Genomic DNA, 14134 nt, shown 5'->3' on the forward strand with positions numbered 1-14134 from the left:
CGTACTGGTGACCCGCCTGTGGCAGTTTCGGAACATTCTCCCCGGGGGCAGCCGGGCAGGGATGGTGTTGACCATGGCTCCGCCGGGGAACAGCCGCAGGGCCATTGAGCAAGGCAAGGAGTACTCACGATGCGTACGAACCGGAAGATAGCCGCCATCCTCAGCGCCACCGTGCTGGTGGGCACCGCCGGCGTGGGAGTCGCGCAGGCCGCGCCCGCGGCGAGCGGCGGTGCCGCCCCCTCGGCGTGCCGTCCGGCCAACCACACCGCGAAGATCACCGCGGCACCCAACAGCGCGGGGCACCGTCACTACCGCGTCACACTGACCGCGCCGAGCGGGTACGACCCGTGCGAGCTGGCCGGTTCGCCGACCGATGTGCGGTTCTCGAACCACGGCTCGGACAGCGGTGTCACCGCCGGCCGCTACGGCGACCAGGACACCGTGGTGACCTTCGGCCCGGGCAGCCCGGTGCACTTCGACATCCAGGTTCCGAACGACGGCAGCGGTACGGCAGCGGACGAGGCGTCCTTCACGCTTCAGGCCCCGGGCGGGGAGATCCCCGGCACGTCCTTCGCCGAGGGCACGCTCAAGGTGACGACCGGCACCGTGATCGGTCCGGTCCAGTCCGGCGCCTGACCTGACGTCAGTTCCCATGTGGCGTTCCGCGGCGGTGTCCCCGCCGCGGAACGCCACCTGCCGTTCGCCCCTCTGCCTCGATCCCGTGGTTCCCCGCAAACGCACACCGGGGCTCACCGACCGGGCGCGACGGCCCTTCACCCGGGACACGGTGACCACCGGCGAGGCGCCGCGACAACGCGCGCGGAGCGACGAGGCGTACGGTCAGCGAGCGGCGGCGTCACGTCGGCCCACGACCGCCAGAACCGCGATGAGAACGGTGAGCGCGGCCGTCTGCCCGAGGCCGCCGCCGATCAGCTCACCGGGCGCTGCCCCACCCAGCCACGGATAGGTGTCGGCGACGCGCACCAGGAGGAGCAGCCCGCCCAGCACAGCCAGGGCCAGACTCCCGCCGGAAGAACCCGGGGCGCCCCGCCGCCCCCGCCACAGCAGCCACCCGAGCGCGCCCACGAGGAAGCAAGTGACGGGCGCCCAGGCCGCGTCGGCGACAGCGGGCAGCAGGACGATCGAGGCACCCACCACCACGCAGCAGGTCATCAGGGCGAGTCCCGGGGTGCCCACGGGCAGCCGCGCCGGGGGCGCGTCGCGGTGGTGGGCGGCGCAGAGCGTGAGGGCCGGCACCCAGGCGAGCGCCGCGCAGGCGAAGGGATACAGCGAGTCCGCCGGAGTCATGGTGCTCATCACCAGCGGTCCGACGAACGGCCAGAGGGTGGGCAGCGCGGCCGACAGAGCCGCCGCGCGGGCGAGGCGGCGGCGGTCGTGCAGAACGGCGAAGTAGGCGACCACCCACAGCAGGGGCAGGATCCACTCGAAGGCGGCGACCGTGGCGGAGAGGAGGCCGTGGTCGGTGAACGTCGAGAGGAACAGCCGCCGTCCCGTCCCGTCCCCGCCGAACGCCCACGTGAGTTCGAGGGCGCGGCCCTTCAGCGCGTCGGCGGCCTGGAGCAGGACGGCGAAGAGCGCGAAGAGGCGCACCGTGGAGCCGAGCAGGACGTACGGACCGGGCGCTCCGGCGGCGCCGAGCCGGCAGCGTAACGCCAGGGCGGCGACGCTCACCACCTCGCCCAGCGTGGGCCTGCTCTGGTCCTGGGTGTCCTGGTCCATGTCGCACAGATACGTCTCGATCATCTCCTCCTCCCGCTCGCGACGGTAATAGGCGGGGAGCAGGCGCAGGACGGCGCGGTAGCGCGCCTCCAGGAGCGTGGTCATGCGTATCCTCCCGCGATTCCGGGGCCGGCGGGCGATTCGGCCGCGGCGCCGGAGGCGCGGCGCCCCTCGGCGATCCTCCGCCTGGCGGTGCCCGCGCCGGCCGCCATCCGCTCCGCCTCCTCGGAGAGGGCCTGTACGCCCTCGTCGGTGAGCCGGTAGTAGCGCCTGAGACGGCCCTGCTGCACCTCCTCGCGGTCCAGCACGGTCAAGCCGTCGGTGGTGAGGCGGTCGAGGACGCCGTACAGAGTGCCGACACGCAACCGCACTTCTCCGTTGGACACTTCCTCGACCTCGCGCAGGATGCCGTATCCGTGCCGAGGCTGGTCGGTGAGAGCCGTGAGGACGAAGAACGCGGCCCGGGTCATGTTCCTCGATGTCATGACGGCATGATATCTCGGCTTCCGATATATATCGAGTGCGGTGCGCAGCGAAGAGTACGAGGACACGTCGGCGGGTGCGTCGACGTGCGGGCGCGGCGGACCGGGCCTCCGGCTCCGGCCGCCGCGCCCGGCGTCCCTTTCGGCAGGGGACGCCGGACTCCGCGGCGCCACGGCCCCGCCGCCGTTCGTCAGGCGGCGGTCTCGGCGGTGGCGGTCAGGACCGCTCGGCCGAGGATGTGGCCGGCCATGGTGAAGCCGAGGGCGGCCGGGGTGGCGTCGACCGGGACGCCGATGGTCTCGACGTCGAGGGCGTGCACCACGGTGAAGTAGCGGTGCGGGCCGTGCCCGGCCGGCGGGGCGGCGCCGATGAAGCGTGCCGCGCGGGCGTCGTTGGGCAGCTGGAAAGCGCCTTCGGGCAGGCCCGATCCCGCGTCGTCACCGGCCCCCTCGGGCAGTTCGGTGACGGTGGCGGGGATGTCGGCGACCGCCCAGTGCCAGAACCCGGACCCGGTGGGGGCGTCGGGGTCGTAGACGGTGACGGCGTAGCTCTTGGTGCCTTCCGGGGCGCCGCTCCAGGACAGCTGCGGGGAGATGTCCTTCCCGCCGGGGACGCCGGAGATGCCGGAGAGCTGCTCGGGCGACCAGGCGGCGCCGTCGCTGATGGTGGTGCTGACCACGGTGAAGGTGGCCGCCTCGGGGAGGCGGGCGAAGGGGTCGTTGGCGCTCATCGCGTCTTTCCTCTCATGCCGTGCTGTGGGGTGGTGGTGACGCGGTCGGCGGGGCCCGCAGTGTGGCCCGAGCGCCGCCGCCCGCTGTTCACTGGATCGACCATAACATCAGTAATCGATTATCCAAACGATCGTCTATTGTGTAACCATGACCCAGACGACCCACACCTCACCCTCGGCGGGAAAGCGGATGCTCTCCGAGCAGGTCTACGCACACCTGCGGGACGCGATCATGCGCGGGGATTACGCCCCCGGTGACGCCCTCAAACCCCAGGACCTCGCCAAAGAGCAGGGCGTGAGCCTGGCCGTCGTCCGCGAGGCACTTGTGCGGGTGGTCGGCGAGGGCCTCGCCGACCGGCTGCCCAACCGCGGCTTCGCCGTCCCGGCCTTCTCCGACCGCCGCTGGCAGGAGGTCGCCGAGGCCCGCCGGACCATCGAACCGGCCATGTTGCGCATGTCCGTCGAACGCGGCGACGTCGACTGGGAGGCCCGCGTACGCGCCGCCCACCACCGGCTGGCCCGCACCCCCGCTCATGTGCTGGAGGAAGGCGAGCACTACAGCGGCGCGTGGGCCGAAGCCCACCGGGTCTTCCACCGCACCCTGCTGGAGGGCTGCGGCAACCCCGTCCTGCTGGAGACCTTCGACCGGATGTGGACCGCGAGCGAGCTCGCCCGCCGCTGGTCGGCACAGCGCAACCCCGACCGGGACGGCACCGCGGAACACCTCCGTCTGGAGGAAGCGGCGCTGGCCCGTGACGCCGACACCGCGGCCGAGGTGCTGACCCAGCACCTCACCCGGACCGCGGCCGGACTGACCGACCGCTCCCGCCACGAACCCACGGACGAAGCCTGATGCGCCTCGCCCACCCGACCGCACGACCACACCTGATCACAGACACCGGAGCCACCGCATGACCATCTTCGAGGCCGGCGCAGGCCGCCACTGCCACAACGCCGTCAGCCCCCTGCACTCGTCCGTGTACTTCGCGCCGGAGCCCGAGGAGGAATTCGCGGCAATCGGGCTGGAGCGCGGAACCATGTCCTACCTCGCCGGCCGCGCGGCCCCGCTCGGGGCCGTCGGCGCGGGCACCGTCACAGCGACGTTCCACAACTTCCACCACGAGCATGTGCGGCGGTACATCCCCGCCGCGTGGGCGATCACCACACCGGAGGCCACTCTCACGGCCCGGCTGCGCGGCGCGGACGGCACACTGCGGCGGCTGCTCGGAAAGGAGGCCGTCACATCGAAGGAGATGGCCGAGACGGCCGAGCTGGCACTGCGCGCCACCGAGGCGTGCTGCCGCGAAGGCCGGCCGCTGTACGCCGCCAACGCCGATCTCCCCGTACCCGAGGAACCGCACCTGGCCCTGTGGCACGCCGCGACGCTGCTGCGCGAGCACCGGGGTGACGGTCACCTCGTCGCCCTGGCGACAGTCGGCCTCTCCGGCATCGAGGCGCTGGTCCTGCACAACGCCACGGGCACCGCGCCGACTTCGGCACTGTTCATGCGGACTCGCGGATGGTCCGCGCAGCAGTGGGCCGCCGCCCGGGACCGGTTGCGCGAGCGCGGCCTGCTGGACGGGGCGGGGGACCTGACGGAGCCGGGCACGGCCCTGCGCGGTGAGGCCGAGGCGCTCACCGACCGCCTCGACACCGCTCCGTACGACCACCTCGGCCCGGCCGCCACCGCGCGCCTCACCGAACTGGCCGGCGGCTTCAGCGCAATCCTCAGAGCAGCGGGGGCCTTCCCCTCGGTGCACTTCGGCAAGGGCTGAAGGCAGGAGCCCGGCGCCGGCCGCTGCCGTCCCATCCTGCTTGTCCTGTCCTGCTTGTCCTGCTTACGGTCCCGTGCGCCACGTCCCAGCTGAACAGCGGGTTCCCCGCTGTTCCGGGCGCACGGGGACCCGGTGCCGGCGGTTCGAAACGGACGTGCACAGACGCCCGGGCCCGGACCTGACCGCCGGAATGTGACGATGCCCCGGCCCGAAGTTCCTCAACCACCAAGATGGGCTGGTGCCCTGGTAGAGGTGCCGCTGATGAGCGCTCCTCGGCAGTGGGCTCGGGGTTCGGCATCCGGACGAGGCCGAGAGGATGGGTGGTCCCGGGGAGAGCCCGCCCGTGGTGGGGATGCTCATGTCCGGTCGGCGAGGACGCCACGGGTGCCACCTCCGCAACAGAGGTGGCACCCGTGGCCGCTTTCACCGGTTCGGCGCGCCGGATCGCTCTCAGCAGTTACGGACCCAGTAGACCCAGGTCCAGTCCGCGTTGGCGTCCGTCGAATGGGCGCCGGGTGAGGTCCAGCCGACGGCTCCGTTGGCATCCTTGAACTTCGCCCGGGTCCCGGAGATCTGGTTGTTGTCCCACGACCCGCGCCCGACCCACGAAATGGGGTAGTCCTGACACCGGTACATGTCGATGACACTGCCGGTGAAGTTCACCCCGCTGTACGCGCACATGTGACCGTACGAACAGACGTACGCGGCGCCCCGCTTCCCTGCCTCCGAGTCGAGGTCGCGGGCGCGCTCCTCCCCGGGGACGGCGAGGAGCATGACGGCTCCGGAATCCAGACGGATCTTGTTGACGCCGGTCTGCGTCCCGCCCGATTCCGCCAGGCGGGAAGTGACCTCGGACCGAAGCGCCTCGGCCTGCTTGGCGGTCAGGCCGAGGCTTTTCGCCTGCGCCTCGGGGATGGGGTGGCCACCGGCGGTGCCGGCGGTCTCGGCGGAGGCTCCGGCCGTGCTCACCGTGGCCGCGATCACGAGGAGGGTCACCGCCAGTGTGGTGACCCGACGCTTCAGTGCGAGGGGAGTGAATGGCTGATGGTTCATTGCGGGACAGCCTTTCTGTCGCAGGTGACTTCGGTGGTGCCCGAAGAACGAGGGCCGTTGGCCGACCGCCGCCGCTCCCGCACCTCCGCTGTACGGCAACCAGATATAGCGGCGGAAAAATGTTCACGATCGGCCCGCGGTACTGAACAAACAGACGCTGGACAACCCCCTTGACCGGACCGGCCGTTCAGCAGGAAAAGATCTCCTGCCGCCCCCCTTCGCGGAAGCCGTGGCCGCAGCACCGGGCCGTCGACCACGGCCCACGCACAGCGCCGTCAGGACCCCCGGCACGACGCCGCCGAACACCGTGCCCGTCACCGCCGTGACCGGCCTGCTCACCGAGGCGAACGCGGGTTCACTCCCGCGAAAGAGACACCGGCGAAGGTGGCGTCGAGCAGAAGCGGGCCCGACACACAATTCCGGCCACCGCCGGAAGAGAAGCCCTGTCTTTCAGACACGAAAGATGCCCGAATACGGATGCCATCAGCCCGCTTCCCGCCCGAATGGCCCCCACCTCACACGTACCCGCCATGGCGACGGAAGAGGACCGGTGGTCCTGGTCAAACTCGGCATTGCGCAGGTCACCTATCCAGAAGGCTCACCGAGGCGTCCCGGCGAATCCTGGATGGAAAATTACATGAGCCCTAAAACACCCAAGGCAGGCCAAACCATGATCATCGGGCAGGAATTCAGCGTCATCCGCACCTGCGGCCGCACGCCCGATTGCCGAGCATGAAACCCGCCAGGCTGGCCGCAAGTCGTTGACACGACTGGGAGAGGTCACAGAGACTCACATCCAGTAGGGCTGATTCCGGCAGCTAGCCGAATTCCGGAAAGAAACCCGGATGACCTGCGATGATGCCAGGCGCCCAGGAACTGCCCGCACCTCCGCGCAGCGGAATTCCGCTGCACGGCGAAGCGGGCGGGAGGTGAAGAAGTGTCATGACGCGCTCGCCAAATGTTCATCACATTGACGACTGTTTGACGCTTCCGTCAGCGAATGCCATGTGGTCCACTCGCGCGGCTGGAGAAGAAAAGCAATGAGCACAGACATCGCTTCGCCCACCGGATCGCGTGCCCTGACATCACCTGATACAGCACGCGCCGCGGTGGCGCCGTTCCCCGGAAGGAACGTTTCGGCGATGAAGCCGGGCCTGGCCCCCATGCGCGGTTACCCCATCGGTTTCATCGGCGAAAGCGGAGAACGCGGCAGAACCGACACCAGGAAACCGACCCGCGCGAGCCTCACGATGGCCGTCGCGGACGGATTCGGGATACGCCCCGGGGACGTACGGGTACGGGCGGCGGTCGAAACGCCGCACAACGCGGCGCTGCTCCACGACGACATCGCGGATTCCGGCCACCCGCGGCGGGGCAGGCCGCGCGCACGGCATTCGGCCTGAGTCCGGCGATTCACACCGGAAACACACTCCAGGGGGCCGCCCTGGAACCGGTCGTGGACGACTCCGCCCCCGGAAACCAAGGAAATCGTCCCGTCGTTCGCCCTGGTGCACGACGCTCATGAGCGCGCCGGGCCACCTCGCACGGCGCGGCCCGGCACCCGCGCATCGCCCACCCCGGGAGACCTCAAGCCCCGCGACCTCACCCACCCCGCCCCAGCCGGCCGGGCCGGCAGGGGGAGGCCGAGGGCGCCGCCGAGGCACAGCTGTCCACACCGGCCCTTCCATCGAGGAAGCCGGTGGCCGCCGAACAGCCGAGGAACTGTCCGGCACCACCTGACCACGGCGGTCAAACACCTGGCGCAGGCGGGACTTTCCCCCGCCGTGACCGCCGTGACCGCCCGACCACCGCGACCACCCATCCTGTTCGACCACATCGTCCATCGCACGGCATGACCGCACCACCCGCACGCGCGACATCTCGCTAGGAGTAGCCCCCCACAATGCTCCCTACTGACGACAGCCCCGCTCCCCCTGTCATCCGCTCCGCGTTCGAGCGCCGCGCGCAGGCCCACTACGCGACCAGGCCCCCGGACCCGACCGACCTCCCGCCGGGCGAGGAGGACGGGGTGTACCACCCCTACGCCGGGGACGGCCTCGACCAATCCGCGCGCGAAGTCCCCGAGGCCGAGCGGGAGATGGCCGTCCTCGCCCGGACGGGCCCCATGGAGAACGAGCGGTTCGAGCCGGTCCCGCGCGAGCTCGCTCCGCTCTCCTCCGACGCCCGTGTCTTCGCGAAGTTCGCGCGGGTGCCCCGCCCGGGGTGGCCAATCGGCCGTTTCTCCCGGATCGCCGCGTGGACCAGATGAAGGTGGCGGCGAGGTAGTCGGCGGAGGTCTTCTCGTAGCGGGTGACCGGACCGTGCCACGGCTTGAGCCTGTTGACGCAGCTCTCGACGGTGGTGCGCCGCTTGTAGGTGTCACGGTCGAAGGCCGGAGGTCTGCCGCCATGCCTGCCGAGACGCCCCCGGTGGCGGTCTGATCGGCCGGCTGCGGGATCACCGCCCGGATACCGCGCCGCCGCAGCTGCTCGCGGGTCGACCGGGACGAGTACGCGCTGTCGCCGCCGACCTCGTCCGGTGTGGTCCTGGGCCGACCGATCGGCCGGGGACCACGACCTCGCGCCATGCGGGTGCGCCATCGCGCGCCGCCCATGCGTGCTGACGAGCGCGGGCGGACGGCGGTGCGGTCGAGGGCGTTCTCGGTGTCGGGTTGGGCGAGCTGGGCGGCGGGGACCTTCTTCCGGGTCCCATAGGCGGCCCACTTCCGCAGCCGGTTGTGGCGCGCTCTCCACGGCCCACCTCGCGCGGCCAGGTCCATCCATGGAGTCTGCGCGCGGTACTGGAACGCGCTCGCGTCGATCACCTGCCGGTGACCACGCCACCGGCCTGCCCGCTTCGGTGTCCGGTCCGGCGACAACGGCTCGACCCTCGCCACGGGACACCACTCAACAACACGTATCAGCCAACGATCAGATCATCCGAAGCACACGGCTCAGCTGGGCGTACGGAATGGATGGGTGCCATGGGTATTGATCAGAATGCCTGCGAAGTGTCCCAGCAGGTCGGTGACTGGGTTCCCAGCTCGATCCAGGTCAGGATCCTGGAGGGCGTCGCGGCCGGCTTCTCCAGCGGACGGCTTTCGAGGGAGTTGTACCTCAGTTCGAAGACCATCGATTACCACGTCCGCGTCATGTCCGACAAGCTTCAGGCACCGAATCGTGTCGCGTTGGTTTCGAGGGCGTTCGTCCTCCAGATTCTGCGAACAGACGCGTGGCCCCCGCGCATCGCGGTCGAAAGTGTGGATTGACACCTGGAGGTTGGTGAGATCGCATTCCGCGCGACCGTGTATGACCGGCCGTCGCCGAGGAACCGCCTCGGGATGCCGACTCGCGCAGTGGGCTGTCGCGTCGGCCGAGGTGGTCGTCCGCTCCGGCCCGTCCGTCCGCGCAGGAGAGCGCGGCGGACACGTGCGCGTTTTCGATCGGGTCGTGAGCGGACTCCTCCCGGTTCGGGTAACCGGAGACCCCGCCCGACTTGGGCAGCCGGTCGAATCCGGCCTGGCGGCCCGCGAGGGTCTGGCGCACGCAGGAGTAATGCCCGGTGCACCACAGCAATCGCCCGGCGTACACCGGCACAGAAACTCCGCGGTTCGGCCGGCAAGACCTGCTCAGCGCCACTCATCCCACTCCGTTCCGTGTCAGGACATCCGCGTTGGAATGCCCGGCCCGCGTCGCCGAACAGGGCATCCACGCCGCTCCATGGAAACCGAGTCCTGCTCGGGAACTCTTATCCGCCGTTGGACGCCGGCCTGACAGCCGCACTCGAAGTACGGTCTTGGCCGCCGCCCAGCGGCCACCAATCCGCAGAGTAGTCCCAAATCCGGTCCTGCGCCGTCTTCTTTGGGGTTTTTCCTAAACCGGAGGATGCGCACGCCACATCGTTGACACGACCAGGGCTGCCCTCCAGGATGGAATCCATTGACTGCCACTCGATTTCGGTATCACTCAGGATTCCGGATCGTGAAGGCGGCTTCATGGATCGCCTGCTTGCCTCACTTCCGGGTGGCTCCTGCACATGCGAAAAGTGCTGGCACAGTTGATGAACATGGAATCCGGTCCGGCGATCCTTGCCGCACCAGGTGTCCTCGCCGAAGTCGCGGCGAGCGCAGCGTAACGTTCAAAGCAGCCATTCGCCCACGTCGTCGGCATCCCAGCTCTGGAGGAGTGACCCGTGTCGAATCTGGATGAGCTTTCAAGTTCACCTCAAGCAGTGCTGGACCCTGATGATGAGGTGAAAATAGTTGGCCAATACTACGACGGCAAAACGGCCAAACTTGTTCGCAAATACGGTCCCGGGCCCAGGATTCACTATCATGTAGGTCACTATCCTTCCGCCGAAGCGCCGCTGCGTGCTGACGATGTGACGCCGGATGACATTCGCGGCAGCATTCGGCGTCATCAGGAGGATTTGCTGCGGTACGCGGCCAAGCTCTGGGACGCCGAACAGCGGCTGTCGGGCAGGATCCTGGATGTCGGCTGCGGTCTCGGCGGGGGCTCGCTCTTCTGGGCGCAGGAGTACGGCGCCGACGTCACGGCGGTCACCAACGCGCCGGAACACGCGCCGGTGGTCGAAGGGTTCGCGCGGGAACTCGGTGTGGACGGGAGGGTCCGCGCGGTGGTCAGCGACGCGAAGCGTCTGCCCTTGGACGGCGGCCCTTATGACGCGGCAGTGGCAATCGAGAGCAGTGGATATTTCGACCGTCCGCTGTGGTTCGAGCGGCTGGCGCGCGCGCTTCGTCCGGGCGCGAGTGTGTGCATCGAGGAAGTGTTCATCACACGCCCTCATGGGGCCGATGTGTGGGCCGAATACTTCTATACGAAACCAGCCTCGGTGCTCGACTACGTCAAGGCCGCGGAGGCCGCGGGTTTCGAGTTGGTCGATGACGTCGACGCCACGGCAGAAACCGCGCCGTTCTGGGATGAGAGTGCCGCCTGGACGAAGGCGGTGCTGGACACTGACAGCAGCCTCTCACCGGTCGAGCGCAGGCAGATGAGGATATCTCTGCTGGCGAACCAGGCGCTCGGCACCGAATGGCAGGCCGGCGGCGTACGGCTGGGTTTCCTGCGCTTCGAGCTGAAGTAAGCAAGGAACGGGAAAAGAAGCCGAAAATCCGCACGCAAGCCGGGAGCCCTCGCGACACCTGATGGTTTACGCGGTGGTCGACCGTCGAGGTAAACGGCGGCCGGCCGGTAGGGCTGCGCGTAACGCCGCACCACCAGAGCCCTGGGGACGACGGGCAGGACCCGCGGTGGCGTACCGGCAGGAACATTCGCGGGTTCATCGCCGGCAGAGCTGAAACACCGCCGGCCGCCCGCCACCTTCACGACGATACGGAGTTCCTCATGACGCTCGAACAGTCTCCCGCTCACCGCGATGTCCTCAACGTGTACGACGGGTTCGGCCGGATCTACGGTTCCGCCTGGGGCCCCAATATCCACTACGGCTACTGGGAGAACGACGCCGACGACAGCTCCGTCGAAGTCGCCACGGACCGCCTGACCGACCTGATGATCTCAGGTCTCGCCGCGCAGCCCGGCCAGCGGGTCCTGGACATCGGCTGCGGCATCGGCTACCCCGCACAGCGGCTCGTCCGCACGTCCGACGTGGACGTGGTGGGCATCACCATCAGCCGGATCCAGGTGGAGGACGCCACGAAACTCGCGGCCGAGGCCGGGCTCTCCGACCGGGCCACGTTCCAGTTCGGGGACGCGATGGACATGCCCTTCCCCGACGGCTCGTTCGACGCGGCCTGGGCGTTCGAGTCGATGTGGCACATGCCAGACCGCAGCCAGGTGCTCTCCGAGGCCGCCCGCGTCCTGCGCCCCGGCGGCCGCCTCGCCATCGCCGACGTCATCCAGCGCGACCCGATCACCCCCGAGGGGCGCGAGGTCCTGGATCACGTCGTCGAGCACTACGGGGTACGCGCCCTGGGCACGGTGGATGAATACCGGACGGCGCTGGCCGACAACGGTTTCGTCGACGTGGAGATCACCGACATCACGGACAACGTCATCCGCACCCTGGGCCTCATGGCCGACGCCGTGGAGACCGTCCACGACAAGCTGGCCGACCTGGTCGGCGAGGAACAGGCCACCTCGCTCCTCGACTTCATGCGCAAGCTCGGGTCCATCCCGGAGAGCGGCTATCTCTTCCTGACCGCGGTCCGCGGCGCCTGACCGCGAGCGCTGTCCCCGATCTCATGACGTAGGGCCGAGATCGAGGTACTTTCCTGACGCTTCCTGAACAGGTGAGCTTCTTCGAGCCGGCCACCGGTCAAGTGACGGTCGGCAAGGCGCGACGAGCGAGGCCCCCGAGCCGTTGATCGAGATGTCCGACATCTCCATCACGCTGCTCGGGGGCCTCGTTGGTCTCCAGTCCTGCCGCACTCGCCCCGCCTCATGCGGGCGTGGTCAGCCCCAGGCTTGTCTTCAGTCCGACAAACCGAAACGGCCCGCCAGTTGATCTGACGAGCCGTCACAACGGCGGTTGCGCATGTCGGTTACCGACGCATCAGTGGAGACGACCGCACGCCTGTCCGCGTTTCACCGCTGCCGTACCCGCAACTCGGTCAACGCCCGAAGCGGAAACACCGGCCGGTGATGCGGCAGCGGCCCTGGTGCCAGGGTCAGACCCGGCATCCTGGTGGCGAGGGCCTGTATCGCGATCTCCAGTTCCGCGCGGGCGAATCCGGCGCCCAGGCAGAAATGGACGCCGTGTCCGAACGCGAGATGCGAGGCGGACCCACTGCCCGGACTGAACGCGGCCGGACACCCGGAGGTCTGGCCGGCCCGGCCGGCCGCCCCGTACAGCAGCAGCAGTCGGCTCCCCGCGGCCAGGTGGACGTCGCCGACCACGACGTCATGGACCGCGGTCCGGTACATGCCCGCCAGCGGACTGTCGAACCGCAGTCCCTCCTCGACAAGGTCCTGTACGGCGATCGTCCCGTCGACCACCTCGGCCCAGCCGCCGGGTGTCCGCAACTGCTGGAAGAGGACGGTGCCAAGCGCCTCGGCACAGGTCATGTGTCCCGCGAAGATCAGTGTGGGGATCATGACGGAAGCCTCGTCGGCGGTGAGCGTGCGACCGGCCTTGCCCTCGTGGAGCAGTTCACTGATCAGGTCGTCCTGCGGCGAGGTGAGCCGCTCCTGCACGAGTGACCGGGCGAACGCTCCGAAATCCATCAGGCCGTGGGCGAATGCACGCAGCCGGTCGAGATCGGGGTTGCCCCGCGCCATCATGAGTTCGATGCGTTGCTCGGACCATGTGCGGCAGCGGTCGAGGTACTCGTCCGGAATCCCGAGGCGCCGGCCGATCACCTCCAGGGAGTACGGAACCGCGAACTCGGTGATGAAGTCGAACTCCTCCGCGGCCGCGACCCGCTCGGCGAGATCGGTGGCGATCGCGCGGATCGTGGGTTCGAACGCTCTGACCCTGGCCGGTGTGAACCCGACATTGAGCACTTCCCTGATCCTGGTGTGCTCGGGAGGGTCGAGGGAGCCGACAGCCAGAGCATCGGTACCGCGCCATGTGCGCAGCATCCGACTCACGTCCTCGGGCAACTCGATCGCGGAGCGGGGATTGTGGTCGCGCGCCGTGAAGTTCCGGTCGTCCCGCAGTACGGCAATCATGTCCTCGCGCCGGGTGAGGCACCACGCGTCGAGCAGAGGGGCGTAGAACACCGGTTCTTTGTCTCCGATGCCGGCCAGAAAGGAATACGGGTCGTCGCGATGCGCGCCATATGGATCGAACGACCTGTCCTCATGCAATTGCCCCGAATCAACAGACATGGCCATTCCGCCTCTCAAGCTTTCTGTGAGCCATTCCCGGCAATGATCAGTGACGTGGTGTGATGCCGCTCGGCACGGAAGCTGTTCAGCGACCTCGGCGTGGCCGTCCCGGCCGAAAATCGGCAGTGCTTCGCCGTCGCGTCCGCGCGGTGCGTCGGGGGGGGGGAGGTCCAGCGCTTGCGCCTCGGCGACCATGTCGAGCGCGTCCGGCCCGCGCGCGCCTGCGGTCCACTGCTCTCGCGGAGGGATGCCGCACGCGGAGAGGACAGCCCTCAGGCCGGCAAGACCCGCTCACCGCCACTCGTCCCCACTCCGTTCCGCGCCACGACGTCCGCCTCGGAGCGCCTGGCCCGCGTCGCCGAACAGGGCATCCACGCCAGTCGGTGGAAACCGAGTCCCGGGAAGTCCTGTTCGCCGTTGGACGCCGGCTCGACAGCCGTACGCGAAGTACCGCCTCGGGCACCGCCCAGCGACCACCAATCCGCAGAGTAGTCCCAAATCCAGTCCCCCGCCGCCTTCTTTGGGGTTTTTCCTAAACCGGAAGA

The 14134-nt window shown here is 69.1% G+C and carries 15 protein-coding genes and 1 pseudogene; 9 read left to right on the plus strand and 7 right to left on the minus strand.

Features of this window, described 5'->3' with window-relative positions:
• Positions 1 to 129 precede the first annotated feature (129 nt).
• A complete protein-coding gene (locus ACFY6S_RS03370) occupies positions 130 to 636 on the plus strand; it encodes a DUF4232 domain-containing protein (RefSeq protein ID WP_388822142.1) in 507 nt (168 codons plus the stop codon).
• Between the two features lie 204 nt (positions 637 to 840).
• On the opposite strand, the gene ACFY6S_RS03375 is transcribed toward ACFY6S_RS03370, so the two are convergent.
• From ACFY6S_RS03375 to ACFY6S_RS03385, 3 genes are all read right to left on the minus strand, one after another.
• Positions 841 to 1845, minus strand: coding sequence for a hypothetical protein (locus ACFY6S_RS03375; RefSeq protein WP_388822145.1), 1005 nt, complete (start codon positions 1843 to 1845; stop codon positions 841 to 843).
• A complete protein-coding gene (locus ACFY6S_RS03380) occupies positions 1842 to 2210 on the minus strand; it encodes a PadR family transcriptional regulator (protein ID WP_388822917.1) in 369 nt (122 codons plus the stop codon). Before ACFY6S_RS03380 ends, ACFY6S_RS03375 begins: the two co-directional genes overlap by 4 nt.
• 203 nt (positions 2211 to 2413) lie before the next feature.
• The gene (locus ACFY6S_RS03385) at positions 2414 to 2953 is read right to left on the minus strand and encodes a YbhB/YbcL family Raf kinase inhibitor-like protein (protein ID WP_388822148.1); all 540 of its coding nucleotides are present in this window, start codon (positions 2951 to 2953) and stop codon (positions 2414 to 2416) included.
• 148 nt (positions 2954 to 3101) lie between these two features.
• Here ACFY6S_RS03385 and ACFY6S_RS03390 point away from each other — a divergent pair, with 148 nt between their 5' ends.
• Complete coding sequence (locus tag ACFY6S_RS03390) at positions 3102 to 3806, plus strand: GntR family transcriptional regulator (protein WP_388822151.1); 705 nt, start codon at positions 3102 to 3104, stop codon at positions 3804 to 3806.
• Positions 3807 to 3864: 58 nt separating this feature from the next.
• Positions 3865 to 4728, plus strand: a complete 864-nt coding sequence (locus ACFY6S_RS03395) for a hypothetical protein (protein WP_388822154.1) — start codon at positions 3865 to 3867, stop codon at positions 4726 to 4728.
• A gap of 450 nt (positions 4729 to 5178) precedes the next feature.
• Here the strand turns inward: ACFY6S_RS03395 and ACFY6S_RS03400 are convergent, their stop codons facing one another.
• The gene (locus ACFY6S_RS03400; RefSeq protein WP_388822157.1) at positions 5179 to 5781 is read right to left on the minus strand and encodes a peptidase inhibitor family I36 protein; all 603 of its coding nucleotides are present in this window, start codon (positions 5779 to 5781) and stop codon (positions 5179 to 5181) included.
• Positions 5782 to 6331: 550 nt separating this feature from the next.
• Here ACFY6S_RS03400 and ACFY6S_RS03405 point away from each other — a divergent pair.
• The 3 genes from ACFY6S_RS03405 to ACFY6S_RS03415 all read left to right on the plus strand — a co-directional run bounded on the left by ACFY6S_RS03405 (position 6332) and on the right by ACFY6S_RS03415 (position 8050).
• Entirely contained in the window at positions 6332 to 6517 is a 186-nt protein-coding gene (locus ACFY6S_RS03405) for a hypothetical protein (protein WP_388822160.1), read from the plus strand.
• A gap of 406 nt (positions 6518 to 6923) precedes the next feature.
• Entirely contained in the window at positions 6924 to 7184 is a 261-nt protein-coding gene (locus tag ACFY6S_RS03410) for a polyprenyl synthetase family protein (protein ID WP_388822163.1), read from the plus strand.
• A gap of 500 nt (positions 7185 to 7684) precedes the next feature.
• Positions 7685 to 8050, plus strand: coding sequence for a hypothetical protein (locus ACFY6S_RS03415; protein WP_388822165.1), 366 nt, complete (start codon positions 7685 to 7687; stop codon positions 8048 to 8050).
• Here ACFY6S_RS03415 and ACFY6S_RS03420 read toward each other — a convergent pair.
• Positions 8019 to 8704 (minus strand): annotated as a pseudogene (locus tag ACFY6S_RS03420) (transposase); the annotation flags it as partial. The gene ACFY6S_RS03415 and the pseudogene ACFY6S_RS03420 sit on opposite strands and share 32 nt — an antisense overlap.
• 60 nt (positions 8705 to 8764) lie before the next feature.
• Here ACFY6S_RS03420 and ACFY6S_RS03425 point away from each other — a divergent pair.
• Positions 8765 to 9049 (plus strand): LuxR C-terminal-related transcriptional regulator, encoded by a 285-nt coding sequence (locus tag ACFY6S_RS03425; protein ID WP_388822168.1) that lies wholly within the window; start codon positions 8765 to 8767, stop codon positions 9047 to 9049.
• Here ACFY6S_RS03425 and ACFY6S_RS03430 read toward each other — a convergent pair.
• Positions 8931 to 9419 carry a 1-deoxy-D-xylulose-5-phosphate synthase N-terminal domain-containing protein gene (locus ACFY6S_RS03430; RefSeq protein WP_388822171.1) on the minus strand — a complete coding sequence of 163 codons (489 nt, stop codon included), beginning with the start codon at positions 9417 to 9419 and terminating at the stop codon, positions 8931 to 8933. The two genes, ACFY6S_RS03425 and ACFY6S_RS03430, sit on opposite strands and share 119 nt — an antisense overlap.
• Before the next feature lie 553 nt (positions 9420 to 9972).
• Here ACFY6S_RS03430 and ACFY6S_RS03435 point away from each other — a divergent pair.
• Entirely contained in the window at positions 9973 to 10884 is a 912-nt protein-coding gene (locus tag ACFY6S_RS03435; protein ID WP_388822174.1) for an SAM-dependent methyltransferase, read from the plus strand.
• Positions 10885 to 11144: 260 nt separating this feature from the next.
• Positions 11145 to 11978, plus strand: a complete 834-nt coding sequence (locus ACFY6S_RS03440) for a methyltransferase domain-containing protein (RefSeq protein WP_388822177.1) — start codon at positions 11145 to 11147, stop codon at positions 11976 to 11978.
• A 366-nt stretch (positions 11979 to 12344) separates the two neighbouring features.
• Here ACFY6S_RS03440 and ACFY6S_RS03445 read toward each other — a convergent pair whose 3' ends face one another.
• Complete coding sequence (locus tag ACFY6S_RS03445; RefSeq protein ID WP_388822180.1) at positions 12345 to 13784, minus strand: cytochrome P450; 1440 nt, start codon at positions 13782 to 13784, stop codon at positions 12345 to 12347.
• Positions 13785 to 14134 lie beyond the last annotated feature (350 nt).

The organism is Streptomyces sp. NPDC012835, from assembly GCF_042900885.1.
Classification (GTDB): domain Bacteria; phylum Actinomycetota; class Actinomycetes; order Streptomycetales; family Streptomycetaceae; genus Streptomyces.

Excerpts from the sequence above, each read along its gene's own strand:
- ACFY6S_RS03425 (WP_388822168.1), top strand. The coding sequence starts at position 8,765 with ATGGGTATTGATCAGAATGCCTGCGAAGTGTCCCAGCAGGTCGGTGAC.
- ACFY6S_RS03375 (WP_388822145.1), bottom strand. The coding sequence starts at position 1,845 with ATGACCACGCTCCTGGAGGCGCGCTACCGCGCCGTCCTGCGCCTGCTC.
- ACFY6S_RS03445 (WP_388822180.1), bottom strand. The coding sequence starts at position 13,784 with ATGGTCGCCGAGGCGCAAGCGCTGGACCTCCCCCCCCCCGACGCACCG.
- ACFY6S_RS03380 (WP_388822917.1), bottom strand. The coding sequence starts at position 2,210 with ATGACCCGGGCCGCGTTCTTCGTCCTCACGGCTCTCACCGACCAGCCT.
- ACFY6S_RS03370 (WP_388822142.1), top strand. The coding sequence starts at position 130 with ATGCGTACGAACCGGAAGATAGCCGCCATCCTCAGCGCCACCGTGCTG.
- ACFY6S_RS03385 (WP_388822148.1), bottom strand. The coding sequence starts at position 2,953 with ATGAGCGCCAACGACCCCTTCGCCCGCCTCCCCGAGGCGGCCACCTTC.
- ACFY6S_RS03410 (WP_388822163.1), top strand. The coding sequence starts at position 6,924 with ATGAAGCCGGGCCTGGCCCCCATGCGCGGTTACCCCATCGGTTTCATC.
- ACFY6S_RS03395 (WP_388822154.1), top strand. The coding sequence starts at position 3,865 with ATGACCATCTTCGAGGCCGGCGCAGGCCGCCACTGCCACAACGCCGTC.
- ACFY6S_RS03390 (WP_388822151.1), top strand. The coding sequence starts at position 3,102 with ATGACCCAGACGACCCACACCTCACCCTCGGCGGGAAAGCGGATGCTC.
- ACFY6S_RS03400 (WP_388822157.1), bottom strand. The coding sequence starts at position 5,781 with ATGAACCATCAGCCATTCACTCCCCTCGCACTGAAGCGTCGGGTCACC.
- ACFY6S_RS03415 (WP_388822165.1), top strand. The coding sequence starts at position 7,685 with ATGCTCCCTACTGACGACAGCCCCGCTCCCCCTGTCATCCGCTCCGCG.
- ACFY6S_RS03440 (WP_388822177.1), top strand. The coding sequence starts at position 11,145 with ATGACGCTCGAACAGTCTCCCGCTCACCGCGATGTCCTCAACGTGTAC.